The sequence below is a fragment of the Candidatus Bathyarchaeota archaeon genome (genome assembly GCA_026014805.1).
GTDB lineage: Archaea > Thermoproteota > Bathyarchaeia > Bathyarchaeales > SOJC01 > JAGLZW01.
Window position 1 is genome coordinate 1 of record JAOZHR010000017.1, and the last position, 20,229, is coordinate 20,229.

The following is a 20,229-nucleotide window of genomic DNA, read 5'->3' on the forward strand; positions in this document are numbered from 1 at the left end:
AGCGTAATTCTTCAGAAGTTATATCGGAAAAGGAACTGAAAAAAATGCCAAATGTCACAGTGCGGAATCCTTCATTTGACGTGACCCCTCCAGAACATATTGACCTTATCATTACGGAAAGAGGAATTATACCGCCTCAAGCAGCCATTATGATAATCAAGGAAGAATTCGGTTCTATAACAGCTGACGAGTTGATGGAGTACCAAACATACCGGTTGGCAGATGAGAACGACCCTTGAACTTGATTCCATGTAAAAGCACTTGAGGAAGTGATTCAGAGTTATTGTTAAACTGGATGTTGGGAGGGACGGGTGAATGGCTGGAATAGTTATTGTTAGAGACGTAATGACAAAAGAAGTAAAAGTTGTCAGACCTGACACGCTTGTTAAAGAGGTTGTAGCTACAATGAACAAGTTCAACATAGGCTCTATTGTTGTCGTGCAGAGCGACCGCCCAGTGGGCATAATTACTGAACGCGACATTCTTCGAAGGATTGTCGAACCGTGCTTAGCGTCAGAAGCTTTGCGTGCGAGAGAAGTTATGAGTAGCCCCGTAATAACTATTCGCGATATGGCTAGCATCGACGAAGCCGCAAATATTATGGCGAGGAAAAGAATTAGAAGGCTTAGGGTTACGGATAACGAGAGACTTGTTGGAATACTCACATTCACCGATATAGTAACACAAGTGCCCAACATGCTAGGGATTCTAGGGGAGCTTGTAAGACCCCAGCACCGTTCATACTAGCCCTCGCCAACTGTTTTTCATTTTAGAGTTTTTATATGTAAGATAGCAATGTTTCTAAAGGATAGACTATAGGAGAAACGGGATTTGGACAGAAACAAAATGATCGAACTGTACCGTAAAATGTTAGAAATCAGGCTTTTTGAAGAAAAAGTCTTCGAGTTGTACGGAGAGAACCTCGTGCCCGGCACTATCCACCTCTATACAGGAGAGGAAGCTGTAGCCGTTGGCGTATGTGCGAACCTGCGAAAAGATGATTATGTCGTAAGTACCCATCGAGGCCACGGACACTGTATAGCGAAAGGCGCTAGACTGGATAAGATTATGGCTGAGATTTTGGGGAAAAAAACAGGGTATTGCAAGGGAAAGGGCGGTTCTATGCACATAGCAGATTTTAGCATAGGCATGTTAGGAGCAACCGCAGTAGTAGGCGCAGGAATTCCAATAGCTACTGGGGCGGGGCTTTCCATAAAGCTAAGGGGCACGGACCAAGTAACTGCAGGCTTCTTCGGCGATGGCGCCTCAAACCAAGGAACCTTCCATGAAGGCGTTAACATGGCGGCTATTTGGAAACTTCCTGTTTTATTCATATGCGAAAACAACCTCTACGCCATGGGAACTCGCCAAACCCAAGTCATGCTTATAAAGGACATTGCAAAAAGAGCCGCTGCGTATGGAATTCCCGGCGTCTCGGTAGACGGAAACGACGTTATAGCAGTTTACGAAGCTGCACAGGAAGCAGTTAGAAGGGGAAGATATGGTAACGGCCCTACGCTAATAGAATGTAAAACATATAGACATAAAGGACATTCCCGCTTTGATCCCGCAGCCTACAGACCGAAAGAAGAAGTTGAAGAGTGGCTTAAGAAGGACCCGACTCGTAGATTGAAGCAGCGGCTTCTGGAAAATGGGGATGTTTCAGCTGCAGAGGCAAAGCAGATAGAAAAGGAAGTGTCTGAAGTTGTGGAAGCTGCTGTCAAGTTCGCCATCAATAGCCCCTTTCCAGCACCCGAAGAAGCTTTAGAAGGCGTCTATGCATAGAGGAAGGTGAGGAAATGCGAGAAATAACTTACAGAGATTCACTTCGCGAAGCATTGTTGGAAGAGATGCAACGAGACAAAACAGTGTTTCTGTTGGGTGAGGATATAGGACGCTACTGGGAGGGCGCTTTCAAGGTGACTAAAGATCTAGCAAAAAAGTTCGGAGACGAACGTGTCAGAGACACTCCAATCAGCGAATCTGCTATAATAGGCGCTGCAGTAGGCGCCGCAATAACTGGCATGCGCCCCGTTGCAGAGATAATGTTCGGCGATTTAACAACCCTTGCCATGGACCAGATAGCTAACCAAGCGGCCAAGATCCGCTACATGTTTGGTGGACAAGCAAAAGTGCCACTAGTTATTAGAACTCCTTTCGGCGGAGGCGTCAACATTGCAGCCCATCACTCCCAAAGTCTTGAAGCGTGGTTTATGCATGTGCCAGGACTGTTTGTCGCAGTTCCCTCAACGCCTTACGACGCGAAAGGACTGTTAAAGACAGCGATAAGAGGCGACAACCCAGTAGTGTTTTGCGAGCACAAGCTCCTCTATCCAATTAAAGGCTTGATACCTGAAGAGGATTATACAATCCCATTCGGCACTGCCGATATTAAAAGAGAAGGGGAAGACGTAACAGTAGTTGCTACCATGTTTATGGTTCACAAAGCTTTGGAGGCAGCAAAAACGCTTGAGAAAGAGGGGTTAAGTATAGAGGTTGTTGATCCACGGACGCTTGTTCCTTTAGACAAAGAAGTCATAATAAGCTCGGTGAAGAAAACGGGACGCTTAGTTATTGTAAGCGAAGACTGCAAAACTGCCGGGGTAACCGCGGAGATTGCAGCTGTGGTGGCCGAGGAAGCTATAGACTATCTTGATGCACCAATAAAACGAGTAGCTGAGCCAGACACGCCAATTCCCTTTAGTCCACCACTAGAAAAATATGTTATACCCGACGAAAAGACCATAATAAAAGCTGTAAAAAAAATCGCCCAAAAGGAATGAATAATCTTGGTTACAAAAATCGTCATGCCCCGCCTTAGCCTAACAATGAAAACTGGCAGCGTAATCCAATGGTTCAAAAAGGAAGGTGAAGCAGTCCAGAAAGGCGAGCCCGTGGTTGAGGTGCTTTCCGAAAAAGTCACATACGACGTTGAAGCACTGGCAGGCGGAGTCCTTCGAAAAATCTTAGCTGAGGAAGGCATTGAAGTACCTGTGGGCGCAACACTAGCCTTCATAGCAGCACCTGACGAAAAACTGCCAGATGTGGAAGCTGTAGCAGAGACTCCGCAACCTAAACTTGTCGAAAAGGCGGTGGCAAAGAAGCAAACAGAGACCGCCATAGTCAGAGAACGTGTTTTGGCATCACCTGCAGCAAAAAGAATGGCAAGAGAACACGATGTCAATTTGACACAAGTACAAGGTACTGGTCCAGAAGGAAGGATTGTAGAAGAAGATGTTAAACGTTTCATAGAAGAGAAAACCGAGCCAATGCCACGGATAAAAGAGATAGTTCCTTTAACAGGTATTAGGAAAACTACTGCAGAGCGTGTTGCTTCCAGTTTTCAAACTGCACCTCACAGCTTCATTATTATGGATGTTGATATGACGGAAGCTGTAAAACTACGAGAAAAGACTCAAGCTTCTTACACAGCGATACTGGTTTATGCAGTAGCAAGGGCTTTACGTGGACAGCCAATGGTAAACTCCACGCTGATGGAAGGAAAAATTCAGGTTTATGATGACATCAACATAGGTATAGCTGTTTCCACTGAGAAAGGGTTAGTTGTTCCAGTTATGCGGAATGCGGATAAAAAACAGCTTGCCCAAATATCTTCCGAGTTAGGAAAATTGGCTGAGAAAGCAAGAGAAGGTAGGATGTCAAAGGAACAATTAACTGGTGGAACCTTCACAGTAACAAATCTTGGGATGTATGGTGTGAACACTTTTTTGCCAATAATCAACCCTCCTGAAGCTGCAATACTTGCGGCTGGTTGTACGATGGAGAAACCGGTTGTCGCAAATAAGGGGATTACAGTCAAGCCCGTAATGACACTTACGCTTGCATATGACCACCGAATAATAGACGGTGCACCTGCATCGATATTTTTGAGAAAAGTAAAAGAGATAATTGAAATGGGAAATTGAAGTAAGGCACTACTGATTGAGACATCGAAAAATAACTTAGTGCTCTATTTTTGTGTTCAGGTTTAGATAGAAGAAGAAACCTCTCTCTTGGAAAAATTTTAAGTGCATCACAGCCTTTCTCAAACCCTAGTGACATCTTATGAAAGCCATCACGTACTACAGCCTCGACAACATACTAATCGAAGACACATCCATACCCAAAATTGGCGCCCAAGAAGCTCTAGTAGAGATGAAGGCATGCGGAGTATGCGGCTCCGACCTGATGGAATGGTACCTAAAAACACGTGTACCCCTAGTGCTCGGACACGAGCCATCAGGCGTAATAGCTAAAGTTGGCAGCAAGGTAGAAGGATTCGAGGCAGGTGACAGAGTTTTCACCCACCACCATGTCGCATGTTTAACCTGCCACTACTGCAGACGCGGAGCTTACACCTTATGCGAACAGTTCGCTAAAACTCATCTGGACCCAGGTGGCTTCGCGGAATACTTCAAAGTCCCAGCGCCAAACCTTCAAGTAGACACGGTAAAAATCCCCCACGAACTCTCCTTCGAAGAAGCAACCCTCATCGAACCAGTGGGATGTTGTATACGTGCCCTAAATAAATGTGGCATCCAAGCGTCAGATTCGGCTGTAGTTGTGGGAGCTGGACCTTCAGGAATCATTTTTGCGATGCTCCTACGAATTTTCGGTGCAAGCCAAGTTATAGCTACGGATTTTGTCGATTATAGACTGAAGGCAGCTAAGCGTTTAGGTGCAGATTTAACGGTCAACCCGGAAGCCGAAAGCCTTATGGATGTAGTCAAGAAAGCGACTGACGGACATGGCGCAGATGTAGTAGTTGTCACTGCACCTAACGTCAATGCCTATCTTGCCGGGATAGAACTGTGCCGCAAAGGAGGAACGCTATGCATTTTTGCGCCCACACAGCCAGAAGATTTTATGCGGTTAAGTCTGAACAAACTGTTCTTCTCCGAAATTAAGCTGGTGCCATCTTACTCAACATCACACATAGAGACCAGAATCGCCCTAAAACTCATTCAAACAAAAAGAATCGACGCAAAAAAGCTAATAACACATAGATTTCCGTTAAGCAAAACCGCAGAGGCGTTTCAAATAGCAGCTAGAAGCAAAGAATGCATAAAAGTTGTGGTGTTGAATGAGCGGTGAGAAAATGAAAGCAGCGATGCTGTTTGGCGTAAAGGATCTTCGAGTCGAAGATGTCGAAAGGCCGAAGATAGGCGCTGGAGAAGTTCTAGTCAAGATTGAAACCGCAACAACTTGCGGTACAGATTTGAAGATTTTTCAGAGAGGATACGTGGAGAAAGTAATTACGTTGCCAACAATTTTTGGGCATGAATGGGCTGGCAATGTTGTAGAGATTAGTGAAGGTGTAACGTGGCCTAAAGAGGGCATGCGGATTCGAGCGGGAAACAGTGCTCCTTGTCTGCGGTGTAAGATGTGCCAGAAGGGAAGATATAACTTGTGCGAAGATATGCTTTGGCTCTGGGGTGCCTACGCCGAATATATTCGAGTTCCAGCTCGCACAATTTTGGTCAATACGCAGGAAATTCCCCCTCACGTCACTTATGAAGAAGCTGCGATAACCGAGCCTTTGGCTTGTGTTCTCCATGGTGCTGAAGAAGCCGGTATAAAGCTTGGCGACACTGTAGCGATAATTGGCGCAGGACCAATCGGTCTTCTCCATCTACTTACTGCTAAGAAACTCGGTGCAGAAAGGATAATCATAAGCGATTTGCTCGAAGAAAGACTTGAGTTTGCTAGAAAACTTGGAGCAAGCGAAACAATAAACGCCAAAACTGAAGATACTGTGGAGAGAGTCAAGCAACTAACAAACGGTTACGGTGCAAATGTAGTAGTAGAAGCTATAGGTTTGCCCGGTACGTGGGAGCAAGCATTGAAAATGGTGTGTAAAGGCGGTACCGTGCTTGAATTTGGCGGTTGCCTACCTGGAACCGAAATTAGGATGAGTACTGAGTTGTTGCATTATGGAGAAGTAACTGTGAGGGGAGCCTTCCACGCAACCCCTATCCATTTTAAGAAAGCGTTGAACCTTATAGCGTCTGGAACATTAAATGTAAAGCCGCTCATCACTAGGCGAATGCCATTGGAAGAAATTCGAGAAGCATTTTGGGGTCTCGCCACGTTAAAAGCTGACGTAAAAATTGCTATAATCCCCTGAGAACCTTAAGTGATAGGGTCTTTCAAAATTTACTGTGTGCCACAGTCCCAGTCATCAAATAGTGAACATGGTTTTTTCACGACACAAAGAGTTTAAATGCTAAGTTTTGCGTATGCTTTTGTTATTGCGAGGCCGCAGAAGTATGGTAAAATACATTTTCATCACTGGCGGCGTGCTTTCTTCCGTAGGTAAAGGCATTGTCACATCCTCGGCAGGGAAGATGCTGCAAACCAGAGGCGTCAAAGTCACAGCTATTAAGGTTGATCCATACGTGAACGTTGACGCAGGCACCATGAATCCATATATGCACGGCGAAGTCTACGTCACAGATGATGGGGGAGAAACCGACCTCGATTTAGGCTGGTACGAAAGATTCTTAGATTTAAACCTGACCATGAACAACAATGTTACAACAGGTATGGTTTATCAGACAGTGATTAAGAAAGAACGAAGAGGCGATTATCTTGGTCATTGCGTCCAAATAATCCCCCACGTTACAGATGAAATTAAACGACGAATTCGAAATGTAGCCAAAAAGTCTAAGGTAGATGTTGTGTTAACTGAGTGCGGCGGCACTGTAGGCGACATAGAAGGCTTACCATTTCTCGAAGCCATAAGGCAGATGCGCCTCGAAGAAGGATATGAAAACACTCTTTACATTCACGTGGCGTTGGTTCCACTACTTGACGTTACAGGAGAGATGAAAACCAAACCGTTACAGCATAGTGTAAACGAACTCCGCCGCATCGGTATACAACCAGATACGATCGTGGCGCGGTCAAGAAGAATGATCGACGCCGAAGCAAGGCGAAAAATCGCTCTTTTCGGAACTATACCCGAAAACGCTGTTTTCTGCTCTTATAACGTTCAATCCATCTACGAGGTTCCGCTGATATTAGATGAGCAAGGGATGGGTGATTTCATACAAGACCGTCTACATATCCCCGAGCAGAAACCTAAATGGAACAAATGGAAAGAATTCGTCAACGCCATTTCGAAACCACGTTATGAAATCAAAATTGTGTTAGTTGGCAAATATGCCGGTTTAGTAGACAGTTATGTAAGCATGAATGAAGCGTTTAGACATGCTGGTGCAGAATTTCAAATCAGCGTATCTGTGGACCATGTAGAAGCAGAGAAGTTCAAGAAACACCCAGAAAAGCTTGTGACTCTCAAAAATTATGATGGCGTATTCGTCCCCTATGGCTTCGGTCCAAGAGGTGCTGAAGGTAAAATCGCTGCCACCCAGTTTGCAAGAGAAAACAACATACCGTTCTTAGGAATATGCTATGGTTTCCAACTGGCAGTGGTGGAATTTGCTAGACATGTATGTGGACTCGATGCAAATAGTACCGAAATCGATTCATCCACGGCTTTCCCTGTGATTGACCTCATGCCAGAGCAGCATGGAGTAGATATAAAGGGGGCCACAATGCGGCTTGGCGCTCACAAAATAATTGTTCACAAAGAAACCTTAGCTTACTCTTTATACCAATCTGAAGAGATTTACGAACGCCACCGCCACAGATACGAGGTCAACCCTGAGCATAGACCAACCTTGGAGAATCATGGCTTAGTCTTTTCAGGCAGAAGTGTTGACGGTAGAAGAATGGAAATCTTGGAACTGCCAGAAAAATTCTTCTTTTTTGCGTCTCAATTTCATGGAGAATTCAAAAGTCGTCCCGCTAAGCCCGATCCAGAATATTATGGATTCGTAAAAGCTTGCTTAGATAAAAAACTTGGAAGAGCTAAAGTAGAGTTTTAAAGTATATTTGAGTATGAGAATAATGGTAGATATAATAATTAGAAGAGCTACTGCCTTTACTCTTCATGTTGGATGCCGTGGTAGATGAACGAAAGACGTAGAATACTGTTTAAAACTGTTCCTCTTCTCGTAATTGGTCTTTTGGCTTTCATCCTTTACTTAACCCTATTCGTCAATATTCCAGAAATGATAGGTGTAATTCAACGCGCGAATATGCTAATTTACTCTTTGGCCGCATTAGTGCTCATCTTGGAAACGTTCTTTTTCACTTTGACTTGGCAATACCTCTTACTGCCTTTGTCAATTAAAATTCCTCTAAAGAAGACTTTTGTGTATGTGTGGATTGGCATGTTTACTGATCTTCTTATTCCAGCGGAATCTGTTAGCGGAGAGATAACTAAAGCCTATTTAATGTCAAAAGAACCAAATGTCAATTCGGGGAAGGTTATTGCCTCTCTTGTCAGTCAACGAATGTTAGGCACAATTTCGACTATTGTCGCCCTCCTCTTAGGGTTTCTGGGGTTACTGTCCCTTAATTATTCTGTGCCAGGTCTAATGCTTCAAATCCTTGTAATTATGACTACCCTAAGTGCAGTTGCTTTTGCATTCTTGGTGATAATTTGTGTCAAGGAGAAATTGACAGAGCGGTTGATTAACGCTGTAATGCGTTTTGTAGAGCGTGTCTCAAGGGGACGTTTTAAACTGGAGCATTTTCAAACTACAATAGTTGACGCGCTAAGAGCTTTTTATAAATCGTTAAGAATTTTTAGTTCGACCCCAGCAAAACTGATTCCGCCAATATTCTTTTATGCCCTAACATGGCTTTCTAGCATTGCAATTGTTTTCCTAGTTTTCGTTTCAATAGGCTACTTGGAGCCAAATATACCAATTCTTTTGCTGAAAATAGTTGTTATATATACTCTTATGATTGCAATAAAATCAATTCCTATAGGTGTCCCCGCTGAGGTAGGACTACCCGACATTATCATGATAACGCTGTTTGTTCTATTTGCCATACCACCAGATACTAGCGCGGCTGCCACTATTCTCATAAGGATTTTAACTGTGTGGTTGAGATTACTCATTGGGTTCGCTGCAGTCCAATGGTTCGGTGTGAAAAGTTTGATGGAAAGTGGAGTATTTGGGAAACCGAAGGACAAGATATGAGATATACGCAGATTTATTGGACATCGTTGCAAGAAGGGGTTCCTGTCGATTAACTAGAGCCTCTTACGGTGCAAACTTGCCAGTTGACAGGGCTAAAAAGTCGTTGATTTTTCTAGCTTCAAGGGGCTTTGTCAAGGAAAAGAGTGTTGACGACTCTAAGATTTATAAGATCACAAAACGCGGCCTAGAGTATTTAGACACTTTCAAGCAAATGCGCAAGCTTTTTGCAGCTCTGGATGAAAAAATCTTGCCTGTGCGGGCACGCATACAAGCAAAACTAATTCTTAGAGAAAATGAGGCAAAAATTGGCGAAGATGTCAACTTAGAAATAGAAATGGTCAATACAGGAGACGCACCGGCCATCTTGGTTAAAGTTGAGGGAATCCTCCCAGCAGGTTTCGAGTTAGTTGCCAAACCAGATTTCTGTGACTTCGAGGACAGAGATCTTGACATGAACGGAAAAAGACTTGACCCACTAATGACCGAAGAAATCAGACTTACCTTAAGGTCTCTTAACAAAGGCACATTTGCAGTAAAGCCAAAAATTGATTACGCAGATGAAACTGGGCACCAAATGTTCTGTGAGCTCGAACCTGTAAAGATTAACATCTTGGAAGCCGGTCTTCCCAGTCGTATTAGAACAGGATATAAAGATCTCGATAACTCTCTTCTCGGTGGGATCCCTGAGAATTTTGCGATTATATTAACTTCAATTTCCTGTGATGAGAGGGACCTGCTGATTAAAAGATTTCTTGAAACAGGAGCAAAAGAAAGGCAAATCACGTTTCACATTACTAGAGAGGCTAGTGGGATAAAAACCCTCGCAGAAGAATTTCGGTCAAACTTCTACCTGTTTATATGCAATCCCCAAGCAGACACAATCATCAAAGACTTACCTAACGTATTCAAATTGAAGGGTGTGGAAAACCTTACTGATATTAACATTGCCTTAACCTCAGCTTTCCGTAAACTCGACGCTTCCCAAAAGGGTCAAAGAAGGGCTTGTATCGAAATCATCTCAGACGTTTTGCTGCGGCATCACGCTGTTCAAACCAGAAGATGGTTAACTGGGCTTATGCCAGAGTTGAGGTCAAAAGGGTTTACCACTCTGGCTGTGATGAATCCTCAGATGCATGCTTCGGAAGAAGTTCAAGCAATTCTAGGTCTGTTTGAAGGAGAGATCAGCATTTACGAGAAGGAAACCAAAAAGGGTCTCAAAAAACACTTACGAATCAAGAAAATGTATAATCAAAGATATCTAGAGCGTGAAATACCTCTGATAAAAGAGAAACTGCAGATATGAAAGGAAAGAAAGCAGCTATGAGGTCTTAACCGCTTAGTTCAGAGTTTATGAACCTACTTTTCCCCGAATAGCGGCATGTTGGGAAAGACCTCAATGCCATTCGGACCTATTGAATATGGTACAAGACTCGGGTTGACCTTGGCTTCTCTCATCTTTTCGACTTGTATCGCTCTCGTTGTAGTCGCTCCTGAAAATAGAGTTTGCATCATGATAACTCCGTGAACCAAGAATTCTTCTTCTAAAGCATTTCGTTCCAAGCTCAAGTGACTTAATTCAGTGGTCACAAGGTTGGTAACTCCCAAATCCGCCAGTGATCCAATCAAATCCACAACTGCGGTCCTTCGCTCCGTAGGATCTGGAAATCGGTATGTGAGTGCTGCCAAAGTGTCCACGGCAACCCTTTTCGCATTAATTACAGAGATTTTTGCTCGCAAATTTTCGACTAGTCTATCAATGGAGAGTTGCTTACCCCGTAAGCTCTTAGACTCCTCTTTGTACAGTTTCTCCTTCAGCATGGCCACTTGCGACATTCGTGTGGCGTCTATGAAGGCGAATCGCCCCTCCTCCTCTGCCTTCTGGAAATTTTTTCCGAATTGTTGCATTTCAGAGTAGAAGTGATCCTTGCTTTCGTCTAGACTGACAAAAACGCCATTTTCTTGATTTTCATAGATCCCTTTGTGCAAAAACTGGCCGCACATAATGGTTTTTCCTGTGCCTGGTCCTCCAATAACCAAAATAACCCGGCCTTCAGGAAACCCACCGTCAACCAGTTCGTCTAGACCTGGAATCCCAGTACGAACCTTTTTTGACAAATATCTCACCTGATAACTTTAGATAACTTTTCGTGAATATTTATAGATTATGCTCTCGCGTGTGTGAAAAATCACAGGACAAACTGTAATATCTCTTCATAGTCACAAATTGTGACTACAATATGTGTATCCTACATGTGCGTTGCCTTTTATACTCACGATTGTGCTACCTACATTTAGGTGAAAACGCTATGTCGGGAAACGTTATTCCTTCAAGAAGCACCGCTACGTTGGATGTTATTGAGGGCGATTTGGAAGTTGGAAGGCATGCTGTAGTGAAGGGAAAAGGAACTCCGCCAAAAGTCGCTGTTTCAGGCACCATATACATTGAGGGCGACTGTGTCTTCGAATGCAGTCTCTCAGCGGAAAATTTGGATGGCGAAGATGATGTCACTGTTGAGGGAGATCTTGAAATTAGAAACCGAGTTAACATAGAAGATGGGCGTTTAGTTATTACTGGGAATATGACTGCGAAAAAGGTAGATGTAGACAGAAGTTTGACGGTAGAGAAAAATTTGGATGTTGAAGAAGTGGATGTTGGAGGCAGCCTCATAGTAGATGGCGCTACAACCGCTCGGAAAATAGATGTGGGTGGCACTTTCAAAGCTAAAGGCGAGGTAAAAGCTGAAAACATTGACGTGGGCGGTTCGGTGAAAATTGAATCGAAGGTCGACATAAAAGATATCGACGTGGGAGGAAAAGTAGAGGTTGACAGCGGAAAAATCAACAGAGTTGATGTTGGTGGCAGTTTTGTCTCAAAGGAGTCGCTTGAATTTGAGAATATCAGTGTTGGAGGTGCAGTGAAACTTGCTGGAAAGAGCAGCGGTGGCGACATAGACGTAGGTGGCTCTTGCAAAGTTGAAGGCGATTTAAAATTTGGTGACATCGACGTTGGCGGGGTTTTTGCCATTTCTGGCTCAGCTGAAGGAGTTGACTTGGACGTGGGAGGAAAAGTGCAAGTTGGCGGCAACATGAAGCTTTCTGGAAACCTTGACGTGGGAGGTATAGTAGAAATAGATCAAGAATTGACTGCCAGAAACATTGACGTGGGCGGTCGGCTACGTGCAAGAAAAGCAACTGCCCGCTCAAAAGTTTCTGTAGGTGGCTCCATTGAGACTGCCGAGGGTGTTCATGCGCACTATATGCAGATTGGAAGAAGAGGAAAAGTTAAAGGCCCCATAAAGGCAGATGAGGCAATGATAGGAAAAAGAGCACGTGTCGAGGACGTTTACGCTAAGACAATAACATTGGAAAGAGAGGCTAGAGCCAGAAATCTGTATGGAGAGAGTATAAGCTTGGAGTCAGGCTGCCACGTTTACGGTGAAGTTAAATACACTGAAAACTTGAGGACTGAACGAGGAGTGACCTTTGAAAAAACACCGAAGAAGGTGGACAAGCTATCTTTAGACTTATGATTTATGCCTTGAAAATCGAAGAATTGTTGGCAGTTATTGATAATCTTAAACACGCGTTCGTGACCAGTTTTTGAGTATTTTTGCCCAGAAAAAATAACTTCACTGCTCAAAGTATAAGAGTGCATGAAAGGAGACGCAAAAAACGCCGTTTGTTGAAGGTCTAAGAAAGGAATTCTCGTTCATTAAAGGCAATTACGCCGTTCTGGTGGTAAGCTGGATTCTAATAGATTTCGCCATGGAACTTCCAGCGACTTATTATTCACTTTACGTTCTTGAGCTGGGAGCAACGAAAACAGTTCTTGGTATGATTGGTCTCTTTTCATTTCTAGCTTTAGCTTCGATGCAGTTTCCAGGTGGCTACTTGGCAGATAAGTTTGGCAGAAAGTGGCTCATTTCTTCCATGACTTTCGGGGTTGCGCTTTCCTTCATTCTATACGCAGTTGCGCCTTCATGGCACTTCATATTGATTGGCGCCGTGTTAATGAGTCTGTTCAACTCAACCTATCAGCCAGCCTTGATGGCGATGATTGCTGATTCGGTGCCCTCTGAAAGAAGAGGCATGGGATTTGGCTTAATCATGCTCATAACAAGTGCTGCCACCACTCCAGGACCTTTTGTCGCAGGCATACTTTACGGTCAGTTTGGTCTGGTTCAAGGCATGAGAATAGGCTATGGCGTTGTCGTGGTTTTCTTCTTAATTGCAGCATTCCTCAGACTATTGCGATTAAAGGAAACAGTGGTAAATGCTAAAAAACCCAGCTTAAATGAACTCCTGCATAGCTATCCGATTGCCCTAAAAGAGAGCTTTGGCGTCTGGAAAACACTGCCTCGTTCAATGTTTTATCTGTTCCTTTCCGGGGTGATAACCATTTTTGGAATTGCCATGGTTCAGCTATACTTTGTCGTATACGCTGTAGAAGAGCTTCTAATAGACAAGGCCGTCTGGCCGCTCATCCTCACAGCATTGTTTGTTACGATGATAGTTCTCGCTATTCCTATAGGAAAGGCGGTGGACAAATTCAACAGAAAGCTGCCACTCTTGGGAGCATATGTAATGTTCGGGGTTTCAATGTGGCTTTACGTAAATGGAGATGTGCTAAGGCTCTTTGTTTCTCTCGTGTTGGTGGGCGCGGCGCAGGTTATGATGAACTCGGCTTTTGGTGCTTTGCAAGCTGATCTTGTTCCAAAGGAACAACGTGGGAAGGTAAATGGCTTCACTAACTTTGTAAATTTCATATTGATGGCGTTTGGCAGCCTTATTGGAGGTATCTTGTACGAGCATGTTTCTCCACAGCTGCCCTTCCTTCTTGCAATAGCTTTTACTGTCCCCGCCTTCTTTGTGACGCTTACTCTAGTTCATGAACCGGAAAAAAGAGAAGAATAAACATAACAACAGCCAAAAAGAGGTTAAAGCTGAATATGACTATACTAAGTACATTTTTTATACGAGTTGCCTCTCATTTAAGGACATGCAAATCAACTCCATGAAAGTAACATTGATTCAAATAACGTTATGGGCAGTCATGGCAGCGCTAGTTTGTGTGGCAACTCTACTCATACGAATTCCGAATCCTATGGGAGGATATTTTAACGTTGGAGATGTGATGGTTTTTGTTAGTGCATTAACCTTCGGGCCTGTTGTTGGCGGTGTTGCTGGAGGAATAGGCTCGTCATTGGCAGATATAATTGGATTTCCGGTATTTGCAATCCCAACTTTGTTCATAAAAGGTGCAGAGGGCTTCCTTGCGGGTTTCATTACGAATAAAAAGAGTGTTTTTCGAGATATATTCGCTGTGATTGTGGCTGGAGTTGAAATGATCGTTGGATATTTCATAGTTGAAATATATCTATGGGGACCAGAGGCCGCATTGTTAGAAATCCCTGGGAATATAGGTCAAATAGTCATTGGAGGGCTTATAGGAATCCCCATAGCTGTAGTTTTACGAAAAAGATTGCCTCAAATTATGCGAAGCTAGCTAACTTTTTCGACGCACTACACATTTTAGTATTTAAGGCTCTGCTAACATGCTACTAAATAGTAACGTCAAAATAGAATGAATTTAAAGCACTATGAGGTTACGAGCATATGAAACTTCCCTATGGAAAAGTTCCGCCGGAAATCCTTAAAGAAGTAATTCTCAAACACTTAGGCTCAAAACGTAGAGAAGTTGTTGTAGGGCCATCTTACGGTTTAGATGGCGCTGTAATTGAAGTTGGAAACAAGTTACTCGTTACTTCTATGGATCCAATCACTGGTGCTTTAGAAAGAATAGGATGGCTAGCGGTAAACATAAATGCGAACGACATAGCCACCTTCGGCGTACAACCAACCTTCTTCTCCTCCTGCCTTCTACTGCCCGAAAACGCAACAAGAAAAACTGTGAGAACCATCTGCGAACAGATAGACGTGGGAGCCAAAAAACTGGGCTTAGCCATAACTGGCGGGCACTCAGAAACCACGCCCAACCTGCTATTCCCCATAGTTATCGGTTGCTGCATGGGCATAACTGAAAAAGGATGCTATGTAACAGCACAAGACGCGAAAGCTGGCAACATGCTAATACTAACGAAATCTGTGGGAATAGAAGGTACAGCTATTCTGGCAACGGACAAGCACGCTCAACTTGAGAGAAAGATAGGAAAATCAACCTTGAAAAAAGCTGAAAATTTCTTCAACCACATAAGCATAGTGAAAGAAGCAATCTTAGCCTTCCAAACAGGCCACGTGACGGCAATGCATGACCCAACAGAAGGCGGAGTTGCAGGCGGAATACATGAATTGGTTGATGCTTCAAAAGTAGGGTTCAAGGTTTATGAAGAAAAGATGCCAATTGCTGAAGAAACATTAAAAATATGCAAATTCTTCCAAATTGATCCACTGCAACTCATCGCCTCCGGAAGCCTGTTAATCGCTGTGAAAAGAAGCGCTGCCAACAAAGTTGTGAGGGTTCTTGAAAAGAACAAGATTGCCGCGGTCATTATAGGTGAGCTTCTGTCTTCTCCAGAGAAACGGATTGTTGTACACAAAGATGGCCGCATAGGAGAGTTTATCAGACCAGTGTCCGATCATCTTTGGCTAGGCTTAGAAAAATAGCCAATTCTACTGCTTTTTTAAGAATTTAAATGCGTGTCTTGGCCTTTTCAACCTTTTGATTTTTTCTCGGAGCTTTTTATAAACAAAATAGTTTCTCAAGTCTCTGCAGACTTCAAACACTATATCTTCCTCATGAGTGTGAACAACGCTGAAATCTGGATCTAAAACTATCTTGTATCCTCTTGCAAGCATTTCTAAGGTCCAGTCATAATCTTCACCGCCGTATTCTCTTGTTTCCGGGATTATGTTTAACAGATTTTCATCGAAAGGATATTCTTTCCATCTTGATTTCCGGATGATACAATTGATTGTAGAGATCCAACTTATCATTTTCATCTGTTCTTCAACTAGAAGAAACAATCTCTTTTCGAATCCTTTATTTGACGGTAAGAAAAAACCACTTACACCAGCCACATTTTCATCTTCAAAATGCTTCAATCCACTTTCCAGCCAACTCGATGATGTAGGCAAAGAATGCCCGTTAGTGATGCACACCAGTTCCTCCTTTGAAGAAGCTACGCCAAGGTTCACTGAATATGGATGTGAGAAGTCTTCATGTCTAAAAGTTAGAAGCTTAGAGTCAGGATAGTTTTCCAAATTTCTACGTACAAACCGTATTTCATTTTCACTTTCAGAATCCATCACAATCAATATTTCAGAAGGACTTATTGTTTGATGCAGCAGGCAATCTAAGACACCGCTGAATAGTTTTTCTCGCCCAACGCATCTGATAACAACTGAAACAGTCATTTCAACTCTTCTACCAAATGTTAAGCACTTTCTCTTTCAGCACAACTTTGATTTCCATGTAACTCTAGAATAATCAAATGTAAAAATTTTTTTCCTTTCTCCAACCAGGGCGGGCTTTAACTTTTAGCTTCAATATTACGCAACAAGTTTTGATATAAAACAATAACTGCGTAGAAAGCATACGATAACAACAACTGAGGACAACGAATCGCGAATTTAAGTTCATTGGCAACTAAGGAGACACTTTTCTTCATTGTCCAGACAATTGTTGGTCGGTGGTGAATGCAATATGGTTCATAAGCGGAAATCACCTTGTATCCTTTCATACAAATCCATGATTTGATGTAAGCGTCTTCATATATGTGCAGATTAGAAGGGATATGAATATCTTTGACCGCTTCATATCGCACTAATAAGTCGTGGGTTCCACCTCTCTTGCCAAAAATCTTCATTGTAATTCTTTCAAATAATTTTAAGATCGTTGTGTTTTTCAGTACTGACCAAACTTCTACGCCCCAAATTGCGCCTACACCGTCTTTCAGAAGCTTGTTCGCCTTTTCGAACCATCCGTTGCACAAAATGACATCACTGTCAACGAACATAAACCATTCAGATTTGACTGCTTCTATAGCTTTCTGTCTCGCTTTTCCTCTCGTTCCCCGCCCACTGAGAAGAACAACATTATTGTATTTTTTATCAAACTTTCTGATTATCCTTAACGTTTTATCTGTTGAACAACCGTCCACCACAATTAATCGGTTAACCGGAACATTCTTGTAAATGGAGTTCAAACATTTCCCTAAGGTTTCTTCGCTGTCTTTCGTTAGCACAACTACATCTACCTTCATTAGGACGCTCAACTCGTTGATTTTAGGTATGTTCGATGGCCTACTAGGTTCTTTCAGTCAACAAAACACTTATAACATTTATGCTTAAATAACCGAGCTACTTAGCCTAAGATTAAAAACCTTCAATGGAGTATTCCGTATGAGGCTCTCCTCCCGCAAAGTTCTTAGCCTATTTAAACGCTCTCTTGCTTTCAACAAGCCTCATCATGTACAGTGGATGCTTACACATCGCTGTAATTATCGCTGTAAAAGCTGTGATGTGTGGCGAAATCAGAAGCCTACAGCGGAATTTTCTACCGAGGAAGTGATAGCGGGACTAAATGTTCTTCGCAAAATGGGAGTCATAGAAATTGTCCTCTCTGGAGGAAATCCCCTTCTACGTGAAGACATTGGAGAAATAATCGAATATGCCTCTAGATACTTCATCACAACAATTTATGACAATGGAAGCCAAGCGGTAAGAAAGATAAATGCATTGCAGAAAGCGGATTTCGTCGCCATATCTCTCGACACCATGAACGAGAAAAAATATGATTATCTGAAGGGAGTCCACGGCGCTTGGAAAAACGCGCTAAATGCTATTCAAACTCTGCATAACCAAGGAATCACAGTAGGTGTCTCGCCCACAATTTCACAACTCAACATGCATGAGATTCTGGATTTCACAGATCATTTTACTGAAAGGGGAATTCCAGTCGTTTATTGTTTATATCAGCATGATACTCTTGACCAGCCAATGTTTCAAATAGGAGAGAAAAACAAAGAGCTTGAAATCATGGATAATGAAGCTCTCGCAAGAATCTGGGATGCGCTTGTCGAAAAGAAACACAAACGTCAAGGAATTCTAATAACGAGAAAAATGCTAAACACCTTGAAAGGACTATATTTAAATGGACAAAGACCTTGGGAATGCAAGGCTCTTCAATCCTTTTTCACGATAGACCCTCTAGGCAAGGTAGCTGGTTGTCATCTTCAAAACCCCGTTGCAACAGTCTTCGATTTGCCTGAAGTATGGAACAGCCAAAAATTTGAAACCTTGAGAAAGATGTACAGAGAATGCAAAAGCTGCTCCTACATGTGCTATATGTTCTATTCTCTCCACGCAAATGTCCAAGGCAATATCGAAATAATAAGAGACCAATGGAAAAACGCCAAAATAGTACTGCCTACTAGGACACGTTGAACTTCAACGTTTGCTTAGACAAATAGCGTTCGCAAAAAATTAAAGCAAGAGTCAGAGCTTGTAGCCGATTTTTCTGAGAAATTCCTTTCTTGCCTTCACATCGCTTTCAGTTTCAATTCCTTTGCTTTTCAAACCATCAATTACGCCCAATATTCCCCTGCCTTGCCCAGTCTCACAAACAACAACCTGTAGTGGATTAGCTGTAGCGGCGTAGATTGTGCACACTTCTGACACATTTTTGATTTTGTTTAAGACGTTTATGGGATAGGCGTTTTTGACGAAAATTACAAAGCAGTGACCACAGCTGAGTTCGAATGCTTTTTGAGCAGCTAGATGCTTCAGTTCCTCGTCGTTACCTTCACTCCTCACCAGACATGGACCAGAGCTTTCGCAGAAACCTATACCGAATTTCACGTTTGGAGCAGAATCTACCAATGCCTCATAAAGATCTTCGACTGTTTTTATGAAATGTGCCATGCCTAGAATAACATTGCAATCTTTTGCCACCTCAATCCTCACTACTTTGAGATCCAACATATCTTGCCATTGCCTCTAGACTAGTACTGCATTCTCGGTATTTTTTATGTTTGGTTAAGGTTTTAATGGCGATATCGCTCTGAGTCGTTCTACAATTTTTGGCAATACCTGGAGAATGTAATCTATGTCCTCTTCGGTGTTGTACTTTCCAAGTGAAAACCTTAAACTGCCACGAGCTTCTTCCGGTTTTAATCCGATAGCGAGAAGCACGTGACTTGGCTCTCCAGACGTTGAGGAACATGCAGATCTTGAGGAGGCAGCTATTCCTTCTGTGTCGAGGCCTAGAGCCACGGCTTCCCCTTCTATGAAAGAGAATCGGAAATTAGTGTTGTTGGGAAGTCTCTTTACGGGGTGCCCGTTAAGGTATGCGGCTTTGATTTCTAACACGGCTTTTATCAGTTTGTCACGCAGGTGGGTAAGGCGTTCTGTCTCTGGCTTCATTTCTTCTTTTCGAAGTTCCACTGCTTTAGCAAATCCCACTATTCCCGGTATGTTTTCTGTTCCGGACCGTAAGCCGAATTCATGTCCACCTCCGTGTATTAAGGGCTCGATTTTAAGGTCTTTGTCGATATATAGAGCACCTACTCCCTTAGGTCCATATAATTTATGGGCGTTGATTGTCATAAAATCAAAGTTCATCTCTTTGACGTTGATTGGTAGTTTGCCGAAGCTTTGAACTGCGTCTGTGTGGAAAAGGGCGTCGTGCTCGTGGCATACCCTCGCGATTTCTCTAATTGACTGAATTGTTCCGATTTCATTATTCCCGTGGACAACAGATACAAGTGTCACGTTTTCCTTCAGTGTCTCTTCAAGAGCTTCCATTTTCAGGAAACCATACTGGTCAACTGGTAAGTATGTAACTCTAAACCCTTGTTTTTCCAACCATTTTGCAGAATTTAATATGCAGTCATGATCAATTGTTGAAACAGCGATGTGGCATCGGGTTTTGCCTTCTTTGAAGGCATATCCTTTCAGTACTAAGTTGTTAGCTTCTGTTGCGCTTCCCGTGAATATCAATTCGTCTGCATCAGCGTTCATCAACTTCGCTATAGTTTCTCGAGATTTTTCTAAGGCCCTTTTTGCCTCAACACCGAAAGAGTTCAAGGAAGAAGCATTACCGTAGAATTTGGTGAAGTAAGGTTTCATAGCTTCAACTACACGAGGGTCGACTGGTGTAGTAGCGGCATAGTCAACATAGATTTTTTTAATCGCGAACCACTCCTTCAAT

20 protein-coding genes are annotated in these 20,229 nt (G+C 42.9%); 15 read left to right on the forward strand and 5 right to left on the reverse strand.

Features of this window, described 5'->3' with window-relative positions:
* From NWE91_04210 to NWE91_04255, 10 genes are all read left to right on the forward strand, one after another.
* Positions 1-239, forward strand: a 239-nt coding sequence (locus NWE91_04210) for a hypothetical protein (protein ID MCW3985599.1), incomplete at its 5' end; no start/stop codon positions are given.
* Positions 240-315: 76 nt separating this feature from the next.
* Entirely contained in the window at positions 316-747 is a 432-nt protein-coding gene (locus NWE91_04215) for a CBS domain-containing protein (GenBank protein MCW3985600.1), read from the forward strand.
* A 99-nt stretch (positions 748-846) separates the two neighbouring features.
* Complete coding sequence (pdhA, locus tag NWE91_04220) at positions 847-1,785, forward strand: pyruvate dehydrogenase (acetyl-transferring) E1 component subunit alpha (protein MCW3985601.1); 939 nt, start codon at positions 847-849, stop codon at positions 1,783-1,785.
* A gap of 14 nt (positions 1,786-1,799) precedes the next feature.
* Positions 1,800-2,783 (forward strand): alpha-ketoacid dehydrogenase subunit beta, encoded by a 984-nt coding sequence (locus NWE91_04225; GenBank protein MCW3985602.1) that lies wholly within the window; start codon positions 1,800-1,802, stop codon positions 2,781-2,783.
* A gap of 6 nt (positions 2,784-2,789) precedes the next feature.
* Entirely contained in the window at positions 2,790-3,926 is a 1,137-nt protein-coding gene (locus tag NWE91_04230; protein ID MCW3985603.1) for a 2-oxo acid dehydrogenase subunit E2, read from the forward strand.
* A 139-nt stretch (positions 3,927-4,065) separates the two neighbouring features.
* A complete protein-coding gene (locus NWE91_04235; GenBank protein MCW3985604.1) occupies positions 4,066-5,094 on the forward strand; it encodes a zinc-dependent dehydrogenase in 1,029 nt (342 codons plus the stop codon).
* A complete protein-coding gene (locus tag NWE91_04240; GenBank protein ID MCW3985605.1) occupies positions 5,084-6,127 on the forward strand; it encodes a zinc-binding dehydrogenase in 1,044 nt (347 codons plus the stop codon). Before NWE91_04235 ends, NWE91_04240 begins: the two co-directional genes overlap by 11 nt.
* 142 nt (positions 6,128-6,269) lie before the next feature.
* Positions 6,270-7,892 carry a CTP synthase gene (locus tag NWE91_04245; GenBank protein MCW3985606.1) on the forward strand — a complete coding sequence of 541 codons (1,623 nt, stop codon included), beginning with the start codon at positions 6,270-6,272 and terminating at the stop codon, positions 7,890-7,892.
* Between the two features lie 84 nt (positions 7,893-7,976).
* On the forward strand, positions 7,977-9,059 hold the full coding sequence (locus NWE91_04250; GenBank protein MCW3985607.1) for a flippase-like domain-containing protein: 1,083 nt from the start codon (positions 7,977-7,979) through the stop codon (positions 9,057-9,059).
* A complete protein-coding gene (locus NWE91_04255) occupies positions 9,034-10,362 on the forward strand; it encodes a hypothetical protein (GenBank protein MCW3985608.1) in 1,329 nt (442 codons plus the stop codon). The genes NWE91_04250 and NWE91_04255 overlap by 26 nt, the downstream gene beginning before the upstream one ends.
* Before the next feature lie 53 nt (positions 10,363-10,415).
* On the opposite strand, the gene NWE91_04260 is transcribed toward NWE91_04255, so the two are convergent.
* Positions 10,416-11,174 (reverse strand): hypothetical protein, encoded by a 759-nt coding sequence (locus NWE91_04260; GenBank protein ID MCW3985609.1) that lies wholly within the window; start codon positions 11,172-11,174, stop codon positions 10,416-10,418.
* A gap of 191 nt (positions 11,175-11,365) precedes the next feature.
* Here NWE91_04260 and NWE91_04265 point away from each other — a divergent pair, with 191 nt between their 5' ends.
* From NWE91_04265 to NWE91_04280, 4 genes are all read left to right on the forward strand, one after another.
* A complete protein-coding gene (locus tag NWE91_04265) occupies positions 11,366-12,589 on the forward strand; it encodes a DUF2807 domain-containing protein (protein MCW3985610.1) in 1,224 nt (407 codons plus the stop codon).
* Positions 12,590-12,770: 181 nt separating this feature from the next.
* Entirely contained in the window at positions 12,771-13,973 is a 1,203-nt protein-coding gene (locus NWE91_04270; protein ID MCW3985611.1) for an MFS transporter, read from the forward strand.
* Positions 13,948-14,565, forward strand: coding sequence for an ECF transporter S component (locus tag NWE91_04275; protein ID MCW3985612.1), 618 nt, complete (start codon positions 13,948-13,950; stop codon positions 14,563-14,565). Before NWE91_04270 ends, NWE91_04275 begins: the two co-directional genes overlap by 26 nt.
* Positions 14,566-14,675: 110 nt before the next feature.
* Positions 14,676-15,683 (forward strand): AIR synthase family protein, encoded by a 1,008-nt coding sequence (locus tag NWE91_04280; protein MCW3985613.1) that lies wholly within the window; start codon positions 14,676-14,678, stop codon positions 15,681-15,683.
* Between the two features lie 6 nt (positions 15,684-15,689).
* On the opposite strand, the gene NWE91_04285 is transcribed toward NWE91_04280, so the two are convergent.
* Both NWE91_04285 and NWE91_04290 read right to left on the reverse strand, forming a co-directional pair.
* A complete protein-coding gene (locus NWE91_04285; protein MCW3985614.1) occupies positions 15,690-16,433 on the reverse strand; it encodes a glycosyltransferase family 2 protein in 744 nt (247 codons plus the stop codon).
* A 116-nt stretch (positions 16,434-16,549) separates the two neighbouring features.
* Positions 16,550-17,281 carry a glycosyltransferase family 2 protein gene (locus NWE91_04290; protein ID MCW3985615.1) on the reverse strand — a complete coding sequence of 244 codons (732 nt, stop codon included), beginning with the start codon at positions 17,279-17,281 and terminating at the stop codon, positions 16,550-16,552.
* Positions 17,282-17,420: 139 nt separating this feature from the next.
* On the opposite strand from NWE91_04290, the gene NWE91_04295 reads away from it, so the two are divergent.
* Positions 17,421-18,464 carry a radical SAM protein gene (locus NWE91_04295; GenBank protein MCW3985616.1) on the forward strand — a complete coding sequence of 348 codons (1,044 nt, stop codon included), beginning with the start codon at positions 17,421-17,423 and terminating at the stop codon, positions 18,462-18,464.
* A gap of 51 nt (positions 18,465-18,515) precedes the next feature.
* Here the strand turns inward: NWE91_04295 and NWE91_04300 are convergent, their stop codons facing one another.
* On the reverse strand, positions 18,516-18,998 hold the full coding sequence (locus tag NWE91_04300; protein ID MCW3985617.1) for an adenosine-specific kinase: 483 nt from the start codon (positions 18,996-18,998) through the stop codon (positions 18,516-18,518).
* 57 nt (positions 18,999-19,055) lie between these two features.
* Complete coding sequence (locus NWE91_04305) at positions 19,056-20,210, reverse strand: cysteine desulfurase (protein ID MCW3985618.1); 1,155 nt, start codon at positions 20,208-20,210, stop codon at positions 19,056-19,058.
* Positions 20,211-20,229: the final 19 nt, after the last annotated feature.

Excerpts from the sequence above, each read along its gene's own strand:
- NWE91_04215 (MCW3985600.1), top strand. The coding sequence starts at position 316 with ATGGCTGGAATAGTTATTGTTAGAGACGTAATGACAAAAGAAGTAAAA.
- pdhA (MCW3985601.1), top strand. The coding sequence starts at position 847 with ATGATCGAACTGTACCGTAAAATGTTAGAAATCAGGCTTTTTGAAGAA.
- NWE91_04225 (MCW3985602.1), top strand. The coding sequence starts at position 1,800 with ATGCGAGAAATAACTTACAGAGATTCACTTCGCGAAGCATTGTTGGAA.
- NWE91_04235 (MCW3985604.1), top strand. The coding sequence starts at position 4,066 with ATGAAAGCCATCACGTACTACAGCCTCGACAACATACTAATCGAAGAC.
- NWE91_04240 (MCW3985605.1), top strand. The coding sequence starts at position 5,084 with ATGAGCGGTGAGAAAATGAAAGCAGCGATGCTGTTTGGCGTAAAGGAT.
- NWE91_04245 (MCW3985606.1), top strand. The coding sequence starts at position 6,270 with ATGGTAAAATACATTTTCATCACTGGCGGCGTGCTTTCTTCCGTAGGT.
- NWE91_04250 (MCW3985607.1), top strand. The coding sequence starts at position 7,977 with ATGAACGAAAGACGTAGAATACTGTTTAAAACTGTTCCTCTTCTCGTA.
- NWE91_04265 (MCW3985610.1), top strand. The coding sequence starts at position 11,366 with ATGTCGGGAAACGTTATTCCTTCAAGAAGCACCGCTACGTTGGATGTT.
- NWE91_04275 (MCW3985612.1), top strand. The coding sequence starts at position 13,948 with ATGAACCGGAAAAAAGAGAAGAATAAACATAACAACAGCCAAAAAGAG.
- NWE91_04280 (MCW3985613.1), top strand. The coding sequence starts at position 14,676 with ATGAAACTTCCCTATGGAAAAGTTCCGCCGGAAATCCTTAAAGAAGTA.
- NWE91_04285 (MCW3985614.1), bottom strand. The coding sequence starts at position 16,433 with ATGACTGTTTCAGTTGTTATCAGATGCGTTGGGCGAGAAAAACTATTC.
- NWE91_04290 (MCW3985615.1), bottom strand. The coding sequence starts at position 17,281 with ATGAAGGTAGATGTAGTTGTGCTAACGAAAGACAGCGAAGAAACCTTA.
- NWE91_04295 (MCW3985616.1), top strand. The coding sequence starts at position 17,421 with ATGAGGCTCTCCTCCCGCAAAGTTCTTAGCCTATTTAAACGCTCTCTT.